The following is a 14,237-nucleotide window of genomic DNA, read 5'->3' as shown; positions in this document are numbered from 1 at the left end:
ATCGTCCAGGCCCGCCCACGCCATGCAGGCTCGCCCCCGTCACACACTCCGTACGCACCGCCGGCCTCAGGCACAGCAAGGCGACTACAGCCCCCGTCGTTGTTGCCAGTCCGCCCAGGCCGACGCCCCCGTGGCCAAAAGCGATGAGACGCTGCGACCGCCGCTCCGTTGAGGCCACCGGCAGACATCTCATTCGACTGGATTCCCAAGCGTTCATCATGCCCCGGAACCCAGCTCACGTCAACATAATTCCCGCCCCTCATGGGGGTGAAACACGCTTTTTTGCCACATCTGAAGCGTACAGGATGCACACTGAGATCACACCTCATATGATAAGCTCCCCCTCAAGCCCATTCGGGCTTGCACGGCGCGGACGCTCTCCCGGAGGCGCCGCCGACAGAAGCGAGCCGGGGCATGACGATCGACGGCGCTCCCCACTCCAGCGGGAACACACCCTCACCGGGCGACCTGTGCCCGTACGTATCCGGCGCGACGGTACGGGTGGCCGCCGACCAGCGGTGCCCCTTGTTCGCCTCCCCCGACGGCCCCGTCAGCCCCTACGGGGCACCGCAGTTGACGGCCCGGCAGACGCCCGCCGACCCCCAGCACCCCGAGCTCGACGGCGACGGCGCCCGCGGCGAAGAGGAGTTCGGCGCCCTGCGCCGCACGCCGCACGATGTCGGAGCGGGCCTGGAAGGCGTCTACACCACCCGGGAAGAACCCCGGCCGCCCTGCATACCGTGCCAGCGGAGGTGCCATGACTGACCCGGACTCCCCCACCGCCCGCAACCAGCCGGCGGACCTCAGCGAGGACGAGCCGCCCGCCCCCAGCGCCGGACTGGGCGGCATCGTACGACTGCAGCCACCCCCACACCGGGAACACACCCGGCGCTTCCTGGCCATCGGCCTCCTGCTCTTAGTCGCCCTGCAAGTCCTCCTCGCCGAAACCGCCTTCGTCTTCGACAAGGACTTCACACCCGAAAAATTCCGCGAACTGTCCCTCCTGTTCACCCCCGTGGTCACCCTGGCCAGCGCCGCCTTCGGATTCTTCTTCGGCAGCGCCAGCGCAAACGCCGCAACCGGCAGCCGCCCCGAATAGCAAACCCCACCACCCACCCCCACCAACCACGCAGGCACGGTGCGGTGACGGTAGCGTTGTCGGGTGCGGGCGGCCAGCGGGTAGTCCCGGCTCGGCGGGCCGGGGATCTCCGGCCCGGGCGCGTGCTCTTGGGGTTCGGCCTCGGGGCGAGCTGCCTGACGCAGGCAGCCGTGGTGTGCCACGACCGTCTTCTGCGCCGCCTCGCACAGGTTCTTCCACAGCTGGAAGAACTCCGCGACCTGCACGGCGTCCCGTGCGCCGGCCAGGACGCCCCCGGCGTAGGCGCCGCCGCGGTCGCGGCACACGATCTCGATGCCGCGATGCCCGGCCAGCCAATTGGCCAGCGTCTGGGCCTCACGGTCCGGCAGCACCTCGATCGGCCGGTGCGTTTCCATGTCGATCAGGACGGTGCTGTAGGAGTGACGGCGCCGGATCGCGAAGCCGTCGACGCCGAGCACAGTCACCGCCGGGACTGCGGGCAGGGGCTGCACTCGGATCAGCTTGATGAGCAGGTCACGGCCGCACGGCATGCCAGCTGAGCAGCGAGCCGGGATCCGGCCCGGCCGGCCAGCGCCAGCGCGATCGACGCCAGCGCCTTGGTCAACGCCGACGTCCGCCGGGCGAACAGCGACGTGAGACCCGCGACCTGCTCGCTGAACGTTGTCTGGAGGCACGCATCATTGACGCACTTGAAGCGGCGTACCCTCACCACGACCATCACCCCACGCCCGGCAACCGACGAGTCCGCCAGCGAACGGTGGCTTCGTAGGTGACGGTTGACGCCACTTGTAGGTCAGTTCTGACTCCACCCGGTGCCTGGGAGACCCGATTTTGTAGGTGAGAAATGACTCCACCTAGCGGGCCCCGCTGCGACCGATTGAGAACCCGTATTTGAACCCCTCTCACGGGGCTGCTGAAGCTGGATGAGGCTAGGACCTGTCCGGCGGATCATGGACGGAGCCACGCCACTCTCTTCGCTGCCGGTCGCTCTCCCCGGGGTCTTCTCGGAGGTGGTGCGCCGGTCGTGCGCTGTGGCTTGGCGGCCGCGGTAGTTGGCGACCTTGATGCGGTTGCCGCACAGGCCGTGTGGTTCGGGAATTAGGGTGACTTCCCGCTGCGTTCGGCTAACAGCCACTCTTACGCCCCTGCTTCGTCCAGGAGACCTCTCCCATGTCAGAGTTGGAGGTCGATGCGGTCGTGTTCGACGTGCTCGGCACGCTCGTCGACGAACCCGCCGGTATCCGCGCCGGCATCCGTGAACTCGCCCCATCGCTTGACGATCTCAGGGTCGAGCGGCTTTTGTCGCTGTGGCAGCAGCACATCGAGCGCGAGCAGCGTCGCATCCTCGACGGTGTCCGGCCCTACCTCGCCAGCGGCGTCCTCGACCTGGAAGCCGCCCGGCTCGTCGCGGATGCCGCCGGAGTCGACGACCCGGCCGCCGTAGCGGAGCTGGCTCTGTCAGGTCGCAGGCTCCCGCCGTGGCCCGACACCGTGGCGGGGCTCGCCCGGCTCGCCGAACGGTTTCCGCTGATCGGGCTCTCCAACGCGAGTCGGACGGCGCTGCTGGGAATCAACGCGCACGCCGGGCTGCGCTGGCACCAGGCACTGTCCGCCGAGGACGCCCGGACCTACAAGCCGGACCCGGCGGTCTACCAGCTGGCCGTCACCGTTTCCGGACGACCGCCGGAGCGGCTCCTGATGGTCGCCGCCCACGCCTGGGACCTGCGTGGAGCACAGGGCCTCGGGCTGCGCACCGCCTACGTCGCCCGCCCCGTCGGTGACCCGCCCACCTCCTCGGACGGGTTCGACCTGTACGCCGACGACCTGGCCGGTCTGGCCGACCAACTCGACCATGCCTAGCCTGTCCGACGGATCATGCGAGTTGGCGGGTTGTTAGGGGCAGGGTGGTGAAGGTTCGGGTGCTGTAGGTGGTCGTTACGGATGCCACGATCTGCGGTACGGGTCAGTCCGCGTCCGTTGCGGCAGATTCAGCCTCCGGTAGCGCCGGATAGTCGGTCGGGTAGAGCCCGGCCGCGAAGCCGTACACCACATCGCCTGCGCGCGGGAGCTGCGCGTAGTCGTTGGCGAGCTCCAGGACCCGCGTCCAGAACTCGCGGGCCTGCTCCCGGGGGATCCGCACGTGCCGCACGATCGAGGAGAGTTGATCTGCCTGATGTGCGGAGGCCGACTCGGCCGCGGCTGTGGCGAGATCGTTGTTGCAGTAGGGCGCCTGGGCCCCGTCGGTGGGGCTGACCGTGCCGACGCGGAAGATGCGCGCGGTGCGGCCGTAGTAGCGCTCTTCAATGGCTCGCACCCGGCGGGTCCGCACGACTTTCAGCAGCTGGGCGTCCACCAGGACGCTCACGTGGTGCGCGACCGTGCTCTTGGGGCGGCCGAGTGCAGCGGCCAGTTCGCTCACCGTCGCGGCGCGTTCGAGGAGCAGCTCAAGGATGGCGTTGCGTAGGGGGTTGGCCAGCGCGCGGAGCTGGGCCGGGGCCGTCACATCGGTGACGTCGGCGAGGTCGTGGTCGGGGAGACGGGGATTGTTCGACACTCTTCGATTATTCTAAAGTTCCGGATCATTCGCTACTCGCAGGCAAGGGGTTTGGGCATGACAGAGGTCGTACTGTTCCATCACTCGCAGGGACTCACGCCCGGAGTCGCGGCTTTCGCCGACGAACTCCGCGCGGTCGGCCACACCGTCCACACGCCCGACCTTTTCGACGGGCGCACGTTCAACTCCCTCGAAGAGGGCCAGGGCTACGTCGAGGAGCTCGGCTTCGGCGAGATTACCGAGCGCGGCGTCCGCGCGGCCGAACTCCTGCCGCAGGACGCCGTTTACGCCGGTTTCTCACTCGGTGTGCTGCCCGCTCAGAAGCTGGCGCAGACGCGGGCGGGCGCACGGGGCGCGCTCCTGTTCCACGCCTGCATCCCCGTGTCGGAGTTCGGTGCGGCATGGCCCAACAGTGTGCCGGTGCAGGTGCATGCGAAGGAAGCCGATCCGTTCTTCGCCGAGGACATCGACGCCGCCCGCGCGCTCGTCTCCGATCGCGCCGATGCGGAGATGTTCCTGTATCCCGGAGACCAGCACCTGTTCGCGGACAATTCGCTGGCGTCCTACGACCCGGACGCCGCCAAGCTCCTGACCCAGCGGGCGATCGAGTTCCTCGGCTCGCGCTAGGTTGTCGGCGGGTCATGCGCAAAGCCAGAGGCGCAGGGCTGCGACGGTCACGGTGCCGTAAAAGACATACGCCCTCTTGTCGAAGCGAATGGCCACTGCCCGGTTCGCCTTCAATCGGTTGATCAGCCGCTCAACTTCGTTTCTGCGGCCATATCGTGCCGCATCGAAACCGGTGGGCCTGCCGCCGCTGCTGCCATGGCGCAGGCGGTGGGCCCGCTGATCACGGCGTTCGGGGATGGTGTGCTTGATCTGCCGACGTCGCAGGTAACGGCGGTTGCGGCGTGACGAGTACGCTTTGTCGCCGCTGAGATGGTCTGGCCGGGTGCGGGGACGGCCGCCGTCCAACCGGGGCACGCGAAGGCGGTCGAGAACCGGGATCATCTGTGGGGCAGATAAAAGGAGAAGCGATTCGACGCCTGACCGCTCGGTACTGCCCGGCAAGTAGAGGACTGGAGAAGGGCGCCGACGTGCCCGGCCCCGTAGGACGGCGCCGTCTTCTTCAGCCCGCGGCGACCGCGGCGGCCTTCTGTTCGGCGCGGGCGCGGGTGGCGGCCAGACGGTAGGAGTCGGTGCCGGTCTCGATGATGTTGCCGCCGAACGTCAACCGGTCCACGATCGCCGCGCAGAGCCTTGGATCAGTGAACGTCTTGGTCCACCCTCCGAAGGATTCATTGGAAGCTATCGCCACAGAATTCTTTTCCTCACGCTCCGTCAATACCTGGAACAGCAGCTCCGGCCCACGACGATCAAGCTCCATGTACCCCAATTCATCAATACAGAGAAGGTCGACGCGGCCGTAGCGGGCGATGGTCTTGGCCAGCAGCTTCTCGTCGGCCGCCTCCACCAGCTCGTTGACGAGCTCGGTGGCCAGCACGCATTTCACCCGGTACTCGCGCATCGCCGCCTCGGTGCCCAGCGCGATAAGCAGGTGCGACTTGCCGGTTCCGCTGTCGCCGATCAGGCACAGCGGCAAGCCCTTCTTGACCCAGTCGCACTTGGCGAGGGTGTGGATGGCGGCCGGGTCGATAACCGGGTTGGCGTCGAAGTCGAACTGCCGGATCGATTTCTCGCGCGGAAAGCCGGCCGCCTTGATCCGGCGTTCCGAGCGGCGCCGGGCCCGGTCGTCGCATTCGGACGGCAGCAGTTCGGCCAGGAACCCGCGATAGGTCATCTGGTCGCGGCCGGCGGCTTCTGCCGGCTCGGGGTACTGGGGGCGGATGGTGGGCAGCCGGAGCATCCGGCACGCCTGGTCCACGGCGGTGTCGGCGGCCTGTTCGGTCAGTCCGCAGTTGCGCTTGGCGGTCACGGTGCCTCTTCCTGCTATGCCTGGCCGTCGGCCGGACGCCGACGGAATTGCAGCAACTGGTCGTAGACGGCCACCGACGGCAGCGGCCTGGGATCGGGCGGCAGCGCGGCCAAGCGCCGCTCGGTCAGCGAGGTCACCGTCGCCCCGCCGTCCACCCGGCGGCGCGGGGCGTCCTGGTCGGCCGGCTGGTCGGCGCCCTGGTCGGCCTCGCCCCACTTGCGGGCCTCCAGGGCGACCGCGTCGGCGGTCAGCGCGCCGGCCCGCAGCGCGGTCGCGATCCCGGCCACCACGTGCTCGTGGACCATGTGCCGGTGCAGCAGCAGGACGGAGATGAGCGCCCGGGTGCCCTCCGCGTCGCCGTGGGCGGTGCAGGCCGCCTGCCACCAGGCGTCATGGACCGGGGTGAACTTGCCCGCCGACCTGGCCTGGTCCAACGCGGTCGCCCCCGGCAGCGCGCCGGGCTTGCGGACCAGCGCTTCCAGGTAGTGGTCCAGCTCCAGGCGGGAGCCGCCCTTGGCAATCAGCCGCTCGTGGCGGGCGACTTCCTTGTGCGCGTCGTAGACAACGAGCTCGGAGGCGTGCAGCACGACCCGCACCATCCGGCCGATCAGCCGCGCCGGCACCGGGTAGTGGTTGGTGCGCACGCCGACCTGGCTGTAGCGGTTCACCCGCAGCGAGGACACCAGCCCGGTCTCGAACTCCTCCTGCGGCAGCGCCACCAGCAGCGGGCGCTCGACGGCGAACATCTCACCGATGGTCAGCGCCCGCTGCATGATCCGGCGGGCGTCGTCCTCCTCATCCCAGCGCTCCACCATCGCATTCAGCTCCGCCAGCGAGGCGACCTTCGGGACGGGGACCAGGTGGTTCCTGCGGAACCAGCCGATCTGCCCCTCGACGCCGCCCTTCTCATGGGCGCCCTCGATGCCGGGATTGCAGTAGAACTGTTGATCGAGAAGTGAGACCGGAACGCCGTCCAGCGGTCGCTTTCCACCCGGCCCCGGGTGCGGCCCAGCACCTGGCTGACCGCGGCGCGCAAGTTGTCGTAGCGGACCTTTCTGCGCGGCACGCCGCCCAGCACTTGAAGCGCGTGGACATGGCCTTCCAGGAACGCTTCCTGCCCACACGAAGCGAAGATCTTGTGCACGGCCTTCCCGCTGAACGACAGCCGCAGCGAGAACAGGAACACCTTGGTGGACACGCCGTCCAGGTGGATCCACACGTCCCCGAAGTCGACCTCCGCCTCGTCACCGGGGCGGTGGGTCTGCGGCACGAACGCCTGCGGCGGGCCGCGGCCCTCCTCCACCCGGATCTCCGGGCGCCGCTGGAAGATATAGGCGCGGACCATCGAATACGTCACGCCCCGGGCGTCGTGCTCATCAATCAGGCGGTCGAAGACCCGCTTGACGGTATGCCGCTGCTTGCGCGGCGCGTCCAGGTCCTCCCGCAGGATCCCGTCGATCGTCACCTTGAACGGATCCAGGCGCGAGACCCGCGGCGGAAGCTGCTTGCGCGGCGCCGGCCACACCGACTCCAGCGCCATCGCAACCGTCCTGCGGCCCACCCCGTACTTGGCCGACAAAGCCCTGCTGGACAGCCCTTCGACCCGAGCGTCATGGCGAATCGCCGCGTACAACTCGACCTTCGAAAGGGGCACTTGAGCCACCCAAGGCTAGCTGATGCACTCCGATACTCCCACCGCAAGGCCCCCAGTGGAGTCAGAACTCACCGACATCAACTGTCCGCCGACACCACTGGAGTCAGAACCCACCCACCACTGGCCTCAAAACTGACCTACAAAGCCAACCTGCTGAACGGCCTGGTCGACGAGTACTGGGGGCGCCGCTCTCGCGGCCGTGATCGAGCGTGATCTGCTGCGGGGCGTCGGCGGCGGCGGTGAGGTGTTCGGAGGGTGAACCCTCGGACGCGTGCGCGCTGCAGACCGAATGAGTCGAAGACGGCGAAGGCGAGCGTGCGGAGGTCGGCGGTGTGGGCGGTGGGTTCGCGCAGCGTGCGGGTGCGTTCGATGCGTGAGCCGTCGGCGAAGGCGATGCCCAGGGTGAGGGAGTGGGCGACCTGGTGGCGGCGGCGCAGCCGGTCACCGGCGGCGACGGCCGCGTTCAGCAGCTCGGTGCGCAGGTGGTCGGGGTCGAGAGTGTCGTGGTCCAGGAGGCGCTGCTCGGTGATGTGGGAGGGCAGGCCCGTCGGAATCACGGGGCGGGGGTCGATGCCGCGGGTTCTTCCGCCAGCTTTGTGATGGGAGATGAAGGGACCCAGTTGCCCGGCCCGGCTCTGAGCAGGGAGATGTCGGCCTACTGGTGGGTAATGGATGCAACAGCGGTGTTGCCCCCACGTACGAGCTGACGTGTCCAGCTCGCAGCGTGTCGGGGGCTGGTTCGTGCCGTTGATCGGCAGGCTGTCGTGCGCCGCGATCCCTACGAGCGAACCAGGCGATCTCCCAGGCTGGCAGTAGGTGAGCACGAGTCGTACGCGCAGATTCAGTCTGCATCTCCGAGTCCTGACCGGGACAACAGGAGCAGGTCCAGGAGCCGGTCCAGGTCCCGTTCGCTGAGTTCGCCGCCGACCACTGCACTCAGCGCGAGCAGCGCATCTTGCAGGCGCTCCTTCACGAGCGACGCATCCCCCCAGTTCTTTCCGGCAAGCCGTTGAGCCACTTTCAGCACACGTGGCGATTCCATGAGTCTGCGCACCGCGTCCAGCGCCTCAGGCTCTGCCGTGTCCTCGGTCTCGCCGAGGAGACCGATCTCCAACCGGGTGCCGAGTGCGGCCGCCAACTGTTGCAGCGCGGACATCGTCGGATTGCCGCGCCCGTTCTCCAGGTTGGCGATGTAGGGCACCGACAGGCCGGCGTCCATCGCCACAGACGCGATCGTCCGTCCAGCCGCCTTGCGCCGGGCGCGCAACACGCGCCCGAGTTCAACCCTGTCCACCCGACCTCACGAACTATCTCATCAGAACACTCTTGCCGGTTAGTATCTTATGGAAATACATTGCTCGACGTGAACACGACCGTACTCAGGAACACCAGCTTCCGTCTCCTGTGGACCAGCAGCGCCGTGTCCGGTCTGGGCTCCTGGCTGCTCGTAGTCGCTCTCCCCTTCTACGTCTTCCAACTCACCGGTTCACCCACCGCGACAGGACTCGCCCTCGCGTTGGAGGCTCTGCCCTCGCTGCTGATCGGTCCTTGGGCGGGCGCTCTCCTCGACCGCTGGAACATCGCCCGCGCCATGTGGCTGGCCGACCTCGCGAGCGCCGGAGCGGTCGCCCTGATCCTGCTGGCCGACAGCGCGGCGCACCTCTGGCTGATCTACCTGGCGATACTCGGAGAGAACCTAGCCACCACGGTATTTCGGCCTGCCGCCCGCGCCCTGACACCCGCCGTCCTCGGCACCGGGCCGGAACTTGCCGCGGCGAACACGCTCAACGCACTCGCCAGCAGCGTGCTCCGCCTGGCCGCACCACCGCTGGGCGCCCTGCTGCTGGCCGGTCCCGGCATCACGTCGGTGCTGCTCATCGACATTGCCAGCTATCTGGCATCGGCCGGCCTCATCGCAAGGGTGAGCCGCCGCATCCCCGCGCCCAAGGCGCCGGAGGAAGACCGGAACACTTTCGCCGATCTGCGCGCGGGCCTCAGGCATGTCATGCGGACTTCGCTACTGCGCGGTCCCCTGGCCAGCAATGGAGTGTTCTTGACCGCGAACGCAGCCCTGACCGTGCTCCTCGTCCCGTTCGTCATCGGGCACCTGAACACGCCCGGCTACACCGTCGGCTACCTGATCTCCGGCCTGGGCGCAGGCTTCATCATGGGCTCCGCAGCCAGCCGCCACATTCTCGCCAGGTTCACCATTCGACACGTGCTGAGCGCGACCCAACTCGCCAACGGCGTCGCATACTTCGCCCTGTTCAACTCACCGAACCTCCCGATCGCCATCACAGCTGCGATGCTGATCGGCCTGCCGGGCAGCATCCTGCTCATCTCCGTGGAGACCCACATCCAACGCACCGCCCCACCCGACATGCTCGGCCGCATCGGCGCCCTTTTCTTCGCCATGGACTCCCTCGCCGCCGTCATCGGCGCACTGGGCGCACCAGCCCTCGTCGCAGCTCTCGGCCTCACCGCAGCCCTCAACACCATCAGCGCTTTCGCGCTGCTCGCAGTGCCTGTCACATGGGGTTCTCTACCACGTTCGGCGCCACAGCTTCGGGCCCCGCGAACGACACGGCCAACCAGCCCCGCTGCAACCCATGAGCACGACCGATGAAACCCCGCAACTCCGTCAATGGGTGTCGACGTACACCCCTCGATGCTCAGCCGGATACGTGGGAACGTGCTCACGCGGCGGAGGCGGCTCGTGATGGTGATGGGGATCTCTGAAATTTTCAAAGAGCGCCAACAATGGCCGGCCCCTCGCAGCGGTTCGGAGTCACCGCTGGGATCCTGAACGCATGCCCGAAGACTCGAACCTGCTGCCAGCCCTGTGGCCTCTCGCACCGGCCGGTACGACCGACTGGTTGCTGGAGCTGTGCGGCGATGGTTTGACAGGATTCATGCCGCCTGCAATGCCGGATGCGGCCTGGGTGCTCAACGCCATGTACGAGCACGAACGGGGGGCAGCCGAGATGTCGTACCACGAGTATCACCAGGCGCGTCTGGCGGATGGGAGCATCCAGCCCCACCTCGTTGCGGGCATGGACCTCGACGCTGTGGGCTTCGCCACGGGAGGCGGCCTGGGACGCGCCGAACACCCCGGCCCGGGTTGGCGGCGGCTGCCCTGGGCGGAGCTCGCCCGGCGAAACGGCGACTCCGTGGTGCCCGACGGACTGCTGCCCTCCTACCGTTGTTTTCCCTCGGTCAAGAAGGAGGGCAGCTGGCCGCTCGGCATCACTCCACCCACCGAGGGGAGCCTGGACCGTGAGAGCTGGAACCGCCTGATCGGCATCCTCACCGAGTACAGTCCCGCAGGTCCGGACACTGCCTGCCTGGCCTACTACAACCCGCTGCTGCTCAGGACCACCGACTTGGACAACCTGCACGTACTTACGGGGCGCCTCGGCGACGCCGAGATGCTGTACGACCACCCCGAGGTCGACTTCAGCCCGTCCAACCTCTGGGCCGAGGACCGCTCATGGGTCCTGTGCACCGACTACGACCTGTGGGCCACCAAGGTCGCAGGACCCCCAGCTCTGATCAATGCGGTTATCAACGACACCGAGGTCGAGGCGATACGACTGCCCTGGGCGCGCTGACGGCCGGCCGGCCCGGGCCCGATCTGCACCTCAATCGCGAGCGCCGTCACCTGTACCCGGCTGAGCACCTTCACCTGTACGCCGACAACGCGCCCAACTGCCGGCTGAAGAACCGTCTCGCCGCCGTCGAAGAAGCCTCCAGCCTTCGCCTGACGGTCAACCAGATGGACACGTGACCCTGAACCTCGACGCCTCTCTGATCACCTTTCAGGGCAGAGGCATGTGCTGCTGCCGCGGCAAGGTCCTGACCTTGGCAGCGTCGGCATCGCGCCCGGAGAGGGAGGCGTTTTCCAGCGCGAGCTGGTTCAGGGCCGTCGCATAGATCTGAAGACGGATCTCCAGGTGCCGGCAGTGCTCGCGGAGGTCGGCGTGCTGTCGCTTCTCTTCGTGGGCGTCGCCGGACCGGGTAAGGACGATCCGTTTGGCTTCCATGCGTACGGCATCGGCCTGGAACTGGTCCTTGAGGTCCGTGTGCTGGTGGGTGAGATGCCAGCGTTTGACCTTTGCCTCGATCGCGAGCTGAGTGATGTTCAAGCGCGCCCATTCGAGCGGTGCGGGGCGCTGACGAAGAGACGGTGCATCGCGGCGAGGATGTCGCGGCGGACGGGATCGGTCTCAGCGTCGAGGGGGAAGACGGTCATTCCTGAGCTCCGCGGCGGTGTTCTTCGGCGATCGCGCGGAGCCGGTCGAGTTCGCGCCGGTCGACGTCTCACTGTTCATCTCGCGCAACCGGCTCAAGGACCGCAAGACCTTCCCCCGGGCCCGCGCCCCGTGGGCCCTGGACAGCGGCAGCTTCACCGAGCTGAAGGACCACGGCCGGTGGCGCATCACCACCGGCCGAGTTCGCCGCCGAGGTGCGCCGCTACGCCGAGACCATCGGACAGCTGGAGTGGGCCGCACCGCTCGATTGGATGTGCGAACCCTGGGTGATCTTCGGCAAGAACAGGCACCTGCTGGCAGTTCATTAGGCAAGTCGGCTGTCGGGTGAAGGGCTGTCTGGCGCTGTGACGGAGATCTTTAGCCGACTGTTGTCGCAGTCAGTGGCTTTCGGCTGTTCCGTGCGCCGGTACATCCTGGCGATGGCTGCGCACTGGAGTGCCATGGACAGCGCCATGGCCAGGCAGATGCCGGGCAGCCCCGAACCCGACAGGCTGTATGCAAGCGCGAGTTGGAGTGCCACGCCGCACACGGTGATCCGTGCGAGGGCCGGGCTCCCACCGCTGCCCTCGAACACCCCGCCCAGCGCGATGAAGCAAGCGAGAAGCACCAAGTACGGCCCCAGGCAGCGTAGATAGAGGGACCCCGCCTCGGCGACCTCTCCCTCGCTGCCGAAGGCCCGCATGATCCACGGCCCGGCGGCGAGCAGTGTCAGCAGGGCCATGAGCCCGAGTGATCCGGCGAGGAGCAACACCTGTCGTCCGATGGCCCGCCTCTCGTCGCGTCCGGCACCGAGCAGATGAGCGGTGCGGATGGAAGCAGCCTGGCGTATCGCGTAGAAGGCCATGGTCGCGACGTACATCGCCTTCGTTGCGATCCCGTACGCGGCGACCTCACTGACGCCGATCCGGGCGACGATGGCGACGAGCGCGAGCGCCCCCGCCATCCGTGCGACGAAGTCGGCCGACATGGGAAGCCCGGTCGCAGCCGTCCTGCGCGCATCGGCGCTGAGCGAACCGGCCCGGCGCGGGGCCGCCTGGGCTGCCTGTCGCAGTACGCCGTTGCGGTGCAGCGCCACGAAACCGCAGATGAGCGCGACCGTCCGGCCCAGCACTGTGGCGATCGCCGCCCCACGCACCCCGAGGTCGAATCCCAGGATGAACAAGGGATCCAGCCCGAGAATCAGTCCGTTCGCAAGGATCGCGAGCTTCATCGGGGTGCGGGTGTCGCCCGCACCTTTGAGGATGCCGTCGACGACGTTGGTGGCGAAGAACACCGCGATTCCTGGCAGTGCGATCGAGAAATAGCCAGTGGCGAGAGGCAGTGAGTCGCCGCCGCTGCCGCCGAGTACGAGGTGGGCGAGCGGTTCGCGGCACAGATATCCACCGATGGCGACCAAGGGTGTGACGAGCGCCCACAGGACCCATCCGCCGCGCACGGCAGAGCGCATCGCCGCCGGATCCTCAGCGCCCCTGGCTCGTGCGACAAGCACGGTCGTTCCTGAGCCGGCGACGAGGATGACGCCGAGCAGCAGGTTCTCGACATTCGTGGCGATGGCCACCGCGGCGACGGCGCCCCCGCCGAGCCGCGCCACCCAGACCATGTTGATGATCCCGGCTGTCACCCCCGCGAGAAGCTCGAAGTAGACCGGATACGCGAGCGACACCAGCCTGCGCCGGTGTTCTGCTGCCCCCATGACCGCACCCCTCTTTTCGCTGTACCTCTAATCGAGGTATAGCGAAAAGAGATAGCATGACAGGACGGGACGGGCAAGCGCGCCGACAGGCGCAGGAAGGAGCTCGGGGCATGCTGGAGCTGTCGATTCTGGGTTTCCTCTTCGAGGAGTCCCTGCACGGATACGAGTTGAAAGCCCGTATCCAGGGCCTCAGCGGCCACATCCGCCCGGTGAGTGACGGGGCGCTCTATCCGGCCATCTCCCGGCTCGTGAAAGCGGGCCTGGTCGAGCAGCGCACCGAGCCTGGAAGCGGTGCCGCACCTCGCCGGATCCTGTCCCTCACCAAGGCGGGCCGCACCGAACTTCTGGCCCGATTGCGGCACCCCAAAGAGGCCGAAATCACGGATGGGCAGCGCTTCTTCACTCTGCTTGCCTTCCTGCACCATCTCCCGGACCATGCCGAGCAGGCTGCGGTGCTGCGTCGCCGGCAGACCTTCCTCAACATCCCGGCCAGCTTCTTCTACCGCGATGGCGAGCCCCTGCGAGCCGAGGAGGCACCCAGCCTCTTCCGGCAGGGCATGCTGCGCATTGCTCGCGCCACCGGCACCGAGGAGAAGAAGTGGCTGGCCGAGGCCATCGGCAGCCTGGAGGGCTGAGCGCGGACCGGTGGCAGCGCCCATCCCAATGGGGGATGGTCAACGACGAGACGCCCGTCGGCGCGGAGCAGGAAGACGGGTGACGTTCTGCGCCCTGACGCGTGCCTGGAACTCCTCGATGAGGTCCATGCGGTCGCCGAATGCGACGTCTTGTCTCAGCGTGGACTCGCGCAGCAGCTCGGAGGAGGTGAGCTTCCCGGAGGCTGAGCGCGTGTTCTGGAAGGCTGGTCTTGAGGTCCGAACGTCGCGACGATCGGGGTTGTGGCGTCGCAAGTGGCGGGCCAGCGGTACTGCCGGGAGTGTGGTGATCCGCTGCCGTCGACGATGGCGGCGACGGCCGCGTACTGCTCCAGTCGGTGCAGGTCACGGCATTGGCGGGCGCTTGAGCAGACCCGGCT

The 14,237-nt window shown here is 67.8% G+C and carries 14 protein-coding genes and 3 pseudogenes; 8 read left to right on the top strand and 9 right to left on the bottom strand.

The window, feature by feature from the left end; genetic code table 11:
* The first annotated feature begins 414 nt into the window (after window positions 1–414).
* Together OG607_RS45065 and OG607_RS45060 are read left to right on the top strand one after the other, a co-directional pair.
* Window positions 415–765, top strand: a complete 351-nt coding sequence (locus OG607_RS45065; RefSeq protein WP_405717257.1) for a hypothetical protein — start codon at window positions 415–417, stop codon at window positions 763–765.
* Entirely contained in the window at window positions 758–1,099 is a 342-nt protein-coding gene (locus tag OG607_RS45060) for a hypothetical protein (protein WP_405717259.1), read from the top strand. The genes OG607_RS45065 and OG607_RS45060 overlap by 8 nt, the downstream gene beginning before the upstream one ends.
* Window positions 1,100–1,326: 227 nt before the next feature.
* Here OG607_RS45060 and OG607_RS45055 read toward each other — a convergent pair.
* Window positions 1,327–1,494: pseudogene (locus tag OG607_RS45055) on the bottom strand (ISL3 family transposase); the annotation flags it as partial.
* 775 nt (window positions 1,495–2,269) lie between these two features.
* Between OG607_RS45055 and OG607_RS45050 the strand changes: the two are divergent.
* The gene (locus OG607_RS45050) at window positions 2,270–2,959 is read left to right on the top strand and encodes a haloacid dehalogenase type II (RefSeq protein ID WP_405736440.1); all 690 of its coding nucleotides are present in this window, start codon (window positions 2,270–2,272) and stop codon (window positions 2,957–2,959) included.
* A gap of 103 nt (window positions 2,960–3,062) precedes the next feature.
* On the opposite strand, the gene OG607_RS45045 is transcribed toward OG607_RS45050, so the two are convergent.
* Complete coding sequence (locus OG607_RS45045; protein WP_405736439.1) at window positions 3,063–3,653, bottom strand: ArsR/SmtB family transcription factor; 591 nt, start codon at window positions 3,651–3,653, stop codon at window positions 3,063–3,065.
* A gap of 57 nt (window positions 3,654–3,710) precedes the next feature.
* Between OG607_RS45045 and OG607_RS45040 the strand changes: the two genes are divergently transcribed.
* Entirely contained in the window at window positions 3,711–4,280 is a 570-nt protein-coding gene (locus OG607_RS45040) for a dienelactone hydrolase family protein (RefSeq protein WP_405736436.1), read from the top strand.
* Between the two features lie 12 nt (window positions 4,281–4,292).
* Here OG607_RS45040 and OG607_RS45035 read toward each other — a convergent pair.
* The 5 genes and pseudogenes from OG607_RS45035 to OG607_RS45015 all read right to left on the bottom strand — a co-directional run.
* Window positions 4,293–4,673: pseudogene (locus tag OG607_RS45035) on the bottom strand (IS5/IS1182 family transposase); the annotation flags it as partial.
* Window positions 4,674–4,779: 106 nt separating this feature from the next.
* Entirely contained in the window at window positions 4,780–5,586 is an 807-nt protein-coding gene (gene istB, locus OG607_RS45030; protein ID WP_405736433.1) for an IS21-like element helper ATPase IstB, read from the bottom strand.
* A 14-nt stretch (window positions 5,587–5,600) separates the two neighbouring features.
* Window positions 5,601–7,240, bottom strand: a pseudogene (istA, locus tag OG607_RS45025) (IS21 family transposase).
* Window positions 7,241–7,377: 137 nt separating this feature from the next.
* A complete protein-coding gene (locus tag OG607_RS45020) occupies window positions 7,378–7,797 on the bottom strand; it encodes a hypothetical protein (protein WP_405736430.1) in 420 nt (139 codons plus the stop codon).
* A 284-nt stretch (window positions 7,798–8,081) separates the two neighbouring features.
* Window positions 8,082–8,510 (bottom strand): helix-turn-helix domain-containing protein, encoded by a 429-nt coding sequence (locus OG607_RS45015; protein ID WP_405737486.1) that lies wholly within the window; start codon window positions 8,508–8,510, stop codon window positions 8,082–8,084.
* Between the two features lie 93 nt (window positions 8,511–8,603).
* On the opposite strand from OG607_RS45015, the gene OG607_RS45010 reads away from it, so the two are divergent.
* Together OG607_RS45010 and OG607_RS45005 are read left to right on the top strand one after the other, a co-directional pair.
* Window positions 8,604–9,866, top strand: coding sequence for an MFS transporter (locus tag OG607_RS45010; protein WP_405736428.1), 1,263 nt, complete (start codon window positions 8,604–8,606; stop codon window positions 9,864–9,866).
* Between the two features lie 184 nt (window positions 9,867–10,050).
* Window positions 10,051–10,851, top strand: a complete 801-nt coding sequence (locus tag OG607_RS45005) for a hypothetical protein (protein WP_405736426.1) — start codon at window positions 10,051–10,053, stop codon at window positions 10,849–10,851.
* Window positions 10,852–11,058: 207 nt separating this feature from the next.
* Here the strand turns inward: OG607_RS45005 and OG607_RS45000 are convergent, their stop codons facing one another.
* The gene (locus OG607_RS45000; protein ID WP_405736424.1) at window positions 11,059–11,385 is read right to left on the bottom strand and encodes a hypothetical protein; all 327 of its coding nucleotides are present in this window, start codon (window positions 11,383–11,385) and stop codon (window positions 11,059–11,061) included.
* A gap of 124 nt (window positions 11,386–11,509) precedes the next feature.
* Here OG607_RS45000 and OG607_RS44995 point away from each other — a divergent pair, with 124 nt between their 5' ends.
* A complete protein-coding gene (locus tag OG607_RS44995; RefSeq protein ID WP_405736421.1) occupies window positions 11,510–11,839 on the top strand; it encodes a hypothetical protein in 330 nt (109 codons plus the stop codon).
* Here OG607_RS44995 and OG607_RS44990 read toward each other — a convergent pair.
* Window positions 11,816–13,204, bottom strand: coding sequence for an MATE family efflux transporter (locus tag OG607_RS44990; RefSeq protein ID WP_405736419.1), 1,389 nt, complete (start codon window positions 13,202–13,204; stop codon window positions 11,816–11,818). The two genes, OG607_RS44995 and OG607_RS44990, sit on opposite strands and share 24 nt — an antisense overlap.
* Window positions 13,205–13,314: 110 nt before the next feature.
* Between OG607_RS44990 and OG607_RS44985 the strand changes: the two genes are divergently transcribed.
* Window positions 13,315–13,839, top strand: a complete 525-nt coding sequence (locus tag OG607_RS44985; RefSeq protein WP_405736416.1) for a PadR family transcriptional regulator — start codon at window positions 13,315–13,317, stop codon at window positions 13,837–13,839.
* Window positions 13,840–14,237: the final 398 nt, after the last annotated feature.

Origin of the sequence: Streptomyces sp. NBC_01537 (assembly GCF_045040445.1) — a bacterium.
In the GTDB taxonomy this organism is placed as follows: Bacteria; Actinomycetota; Actinomycetes; order Streptomycetales; family Streptomycetaceae; genus Actinacidiphila.
Note: the sequence above shows the minus strand (reverse complement) of the source record. Positions and strands in the feature narration are given on the sequence as shown.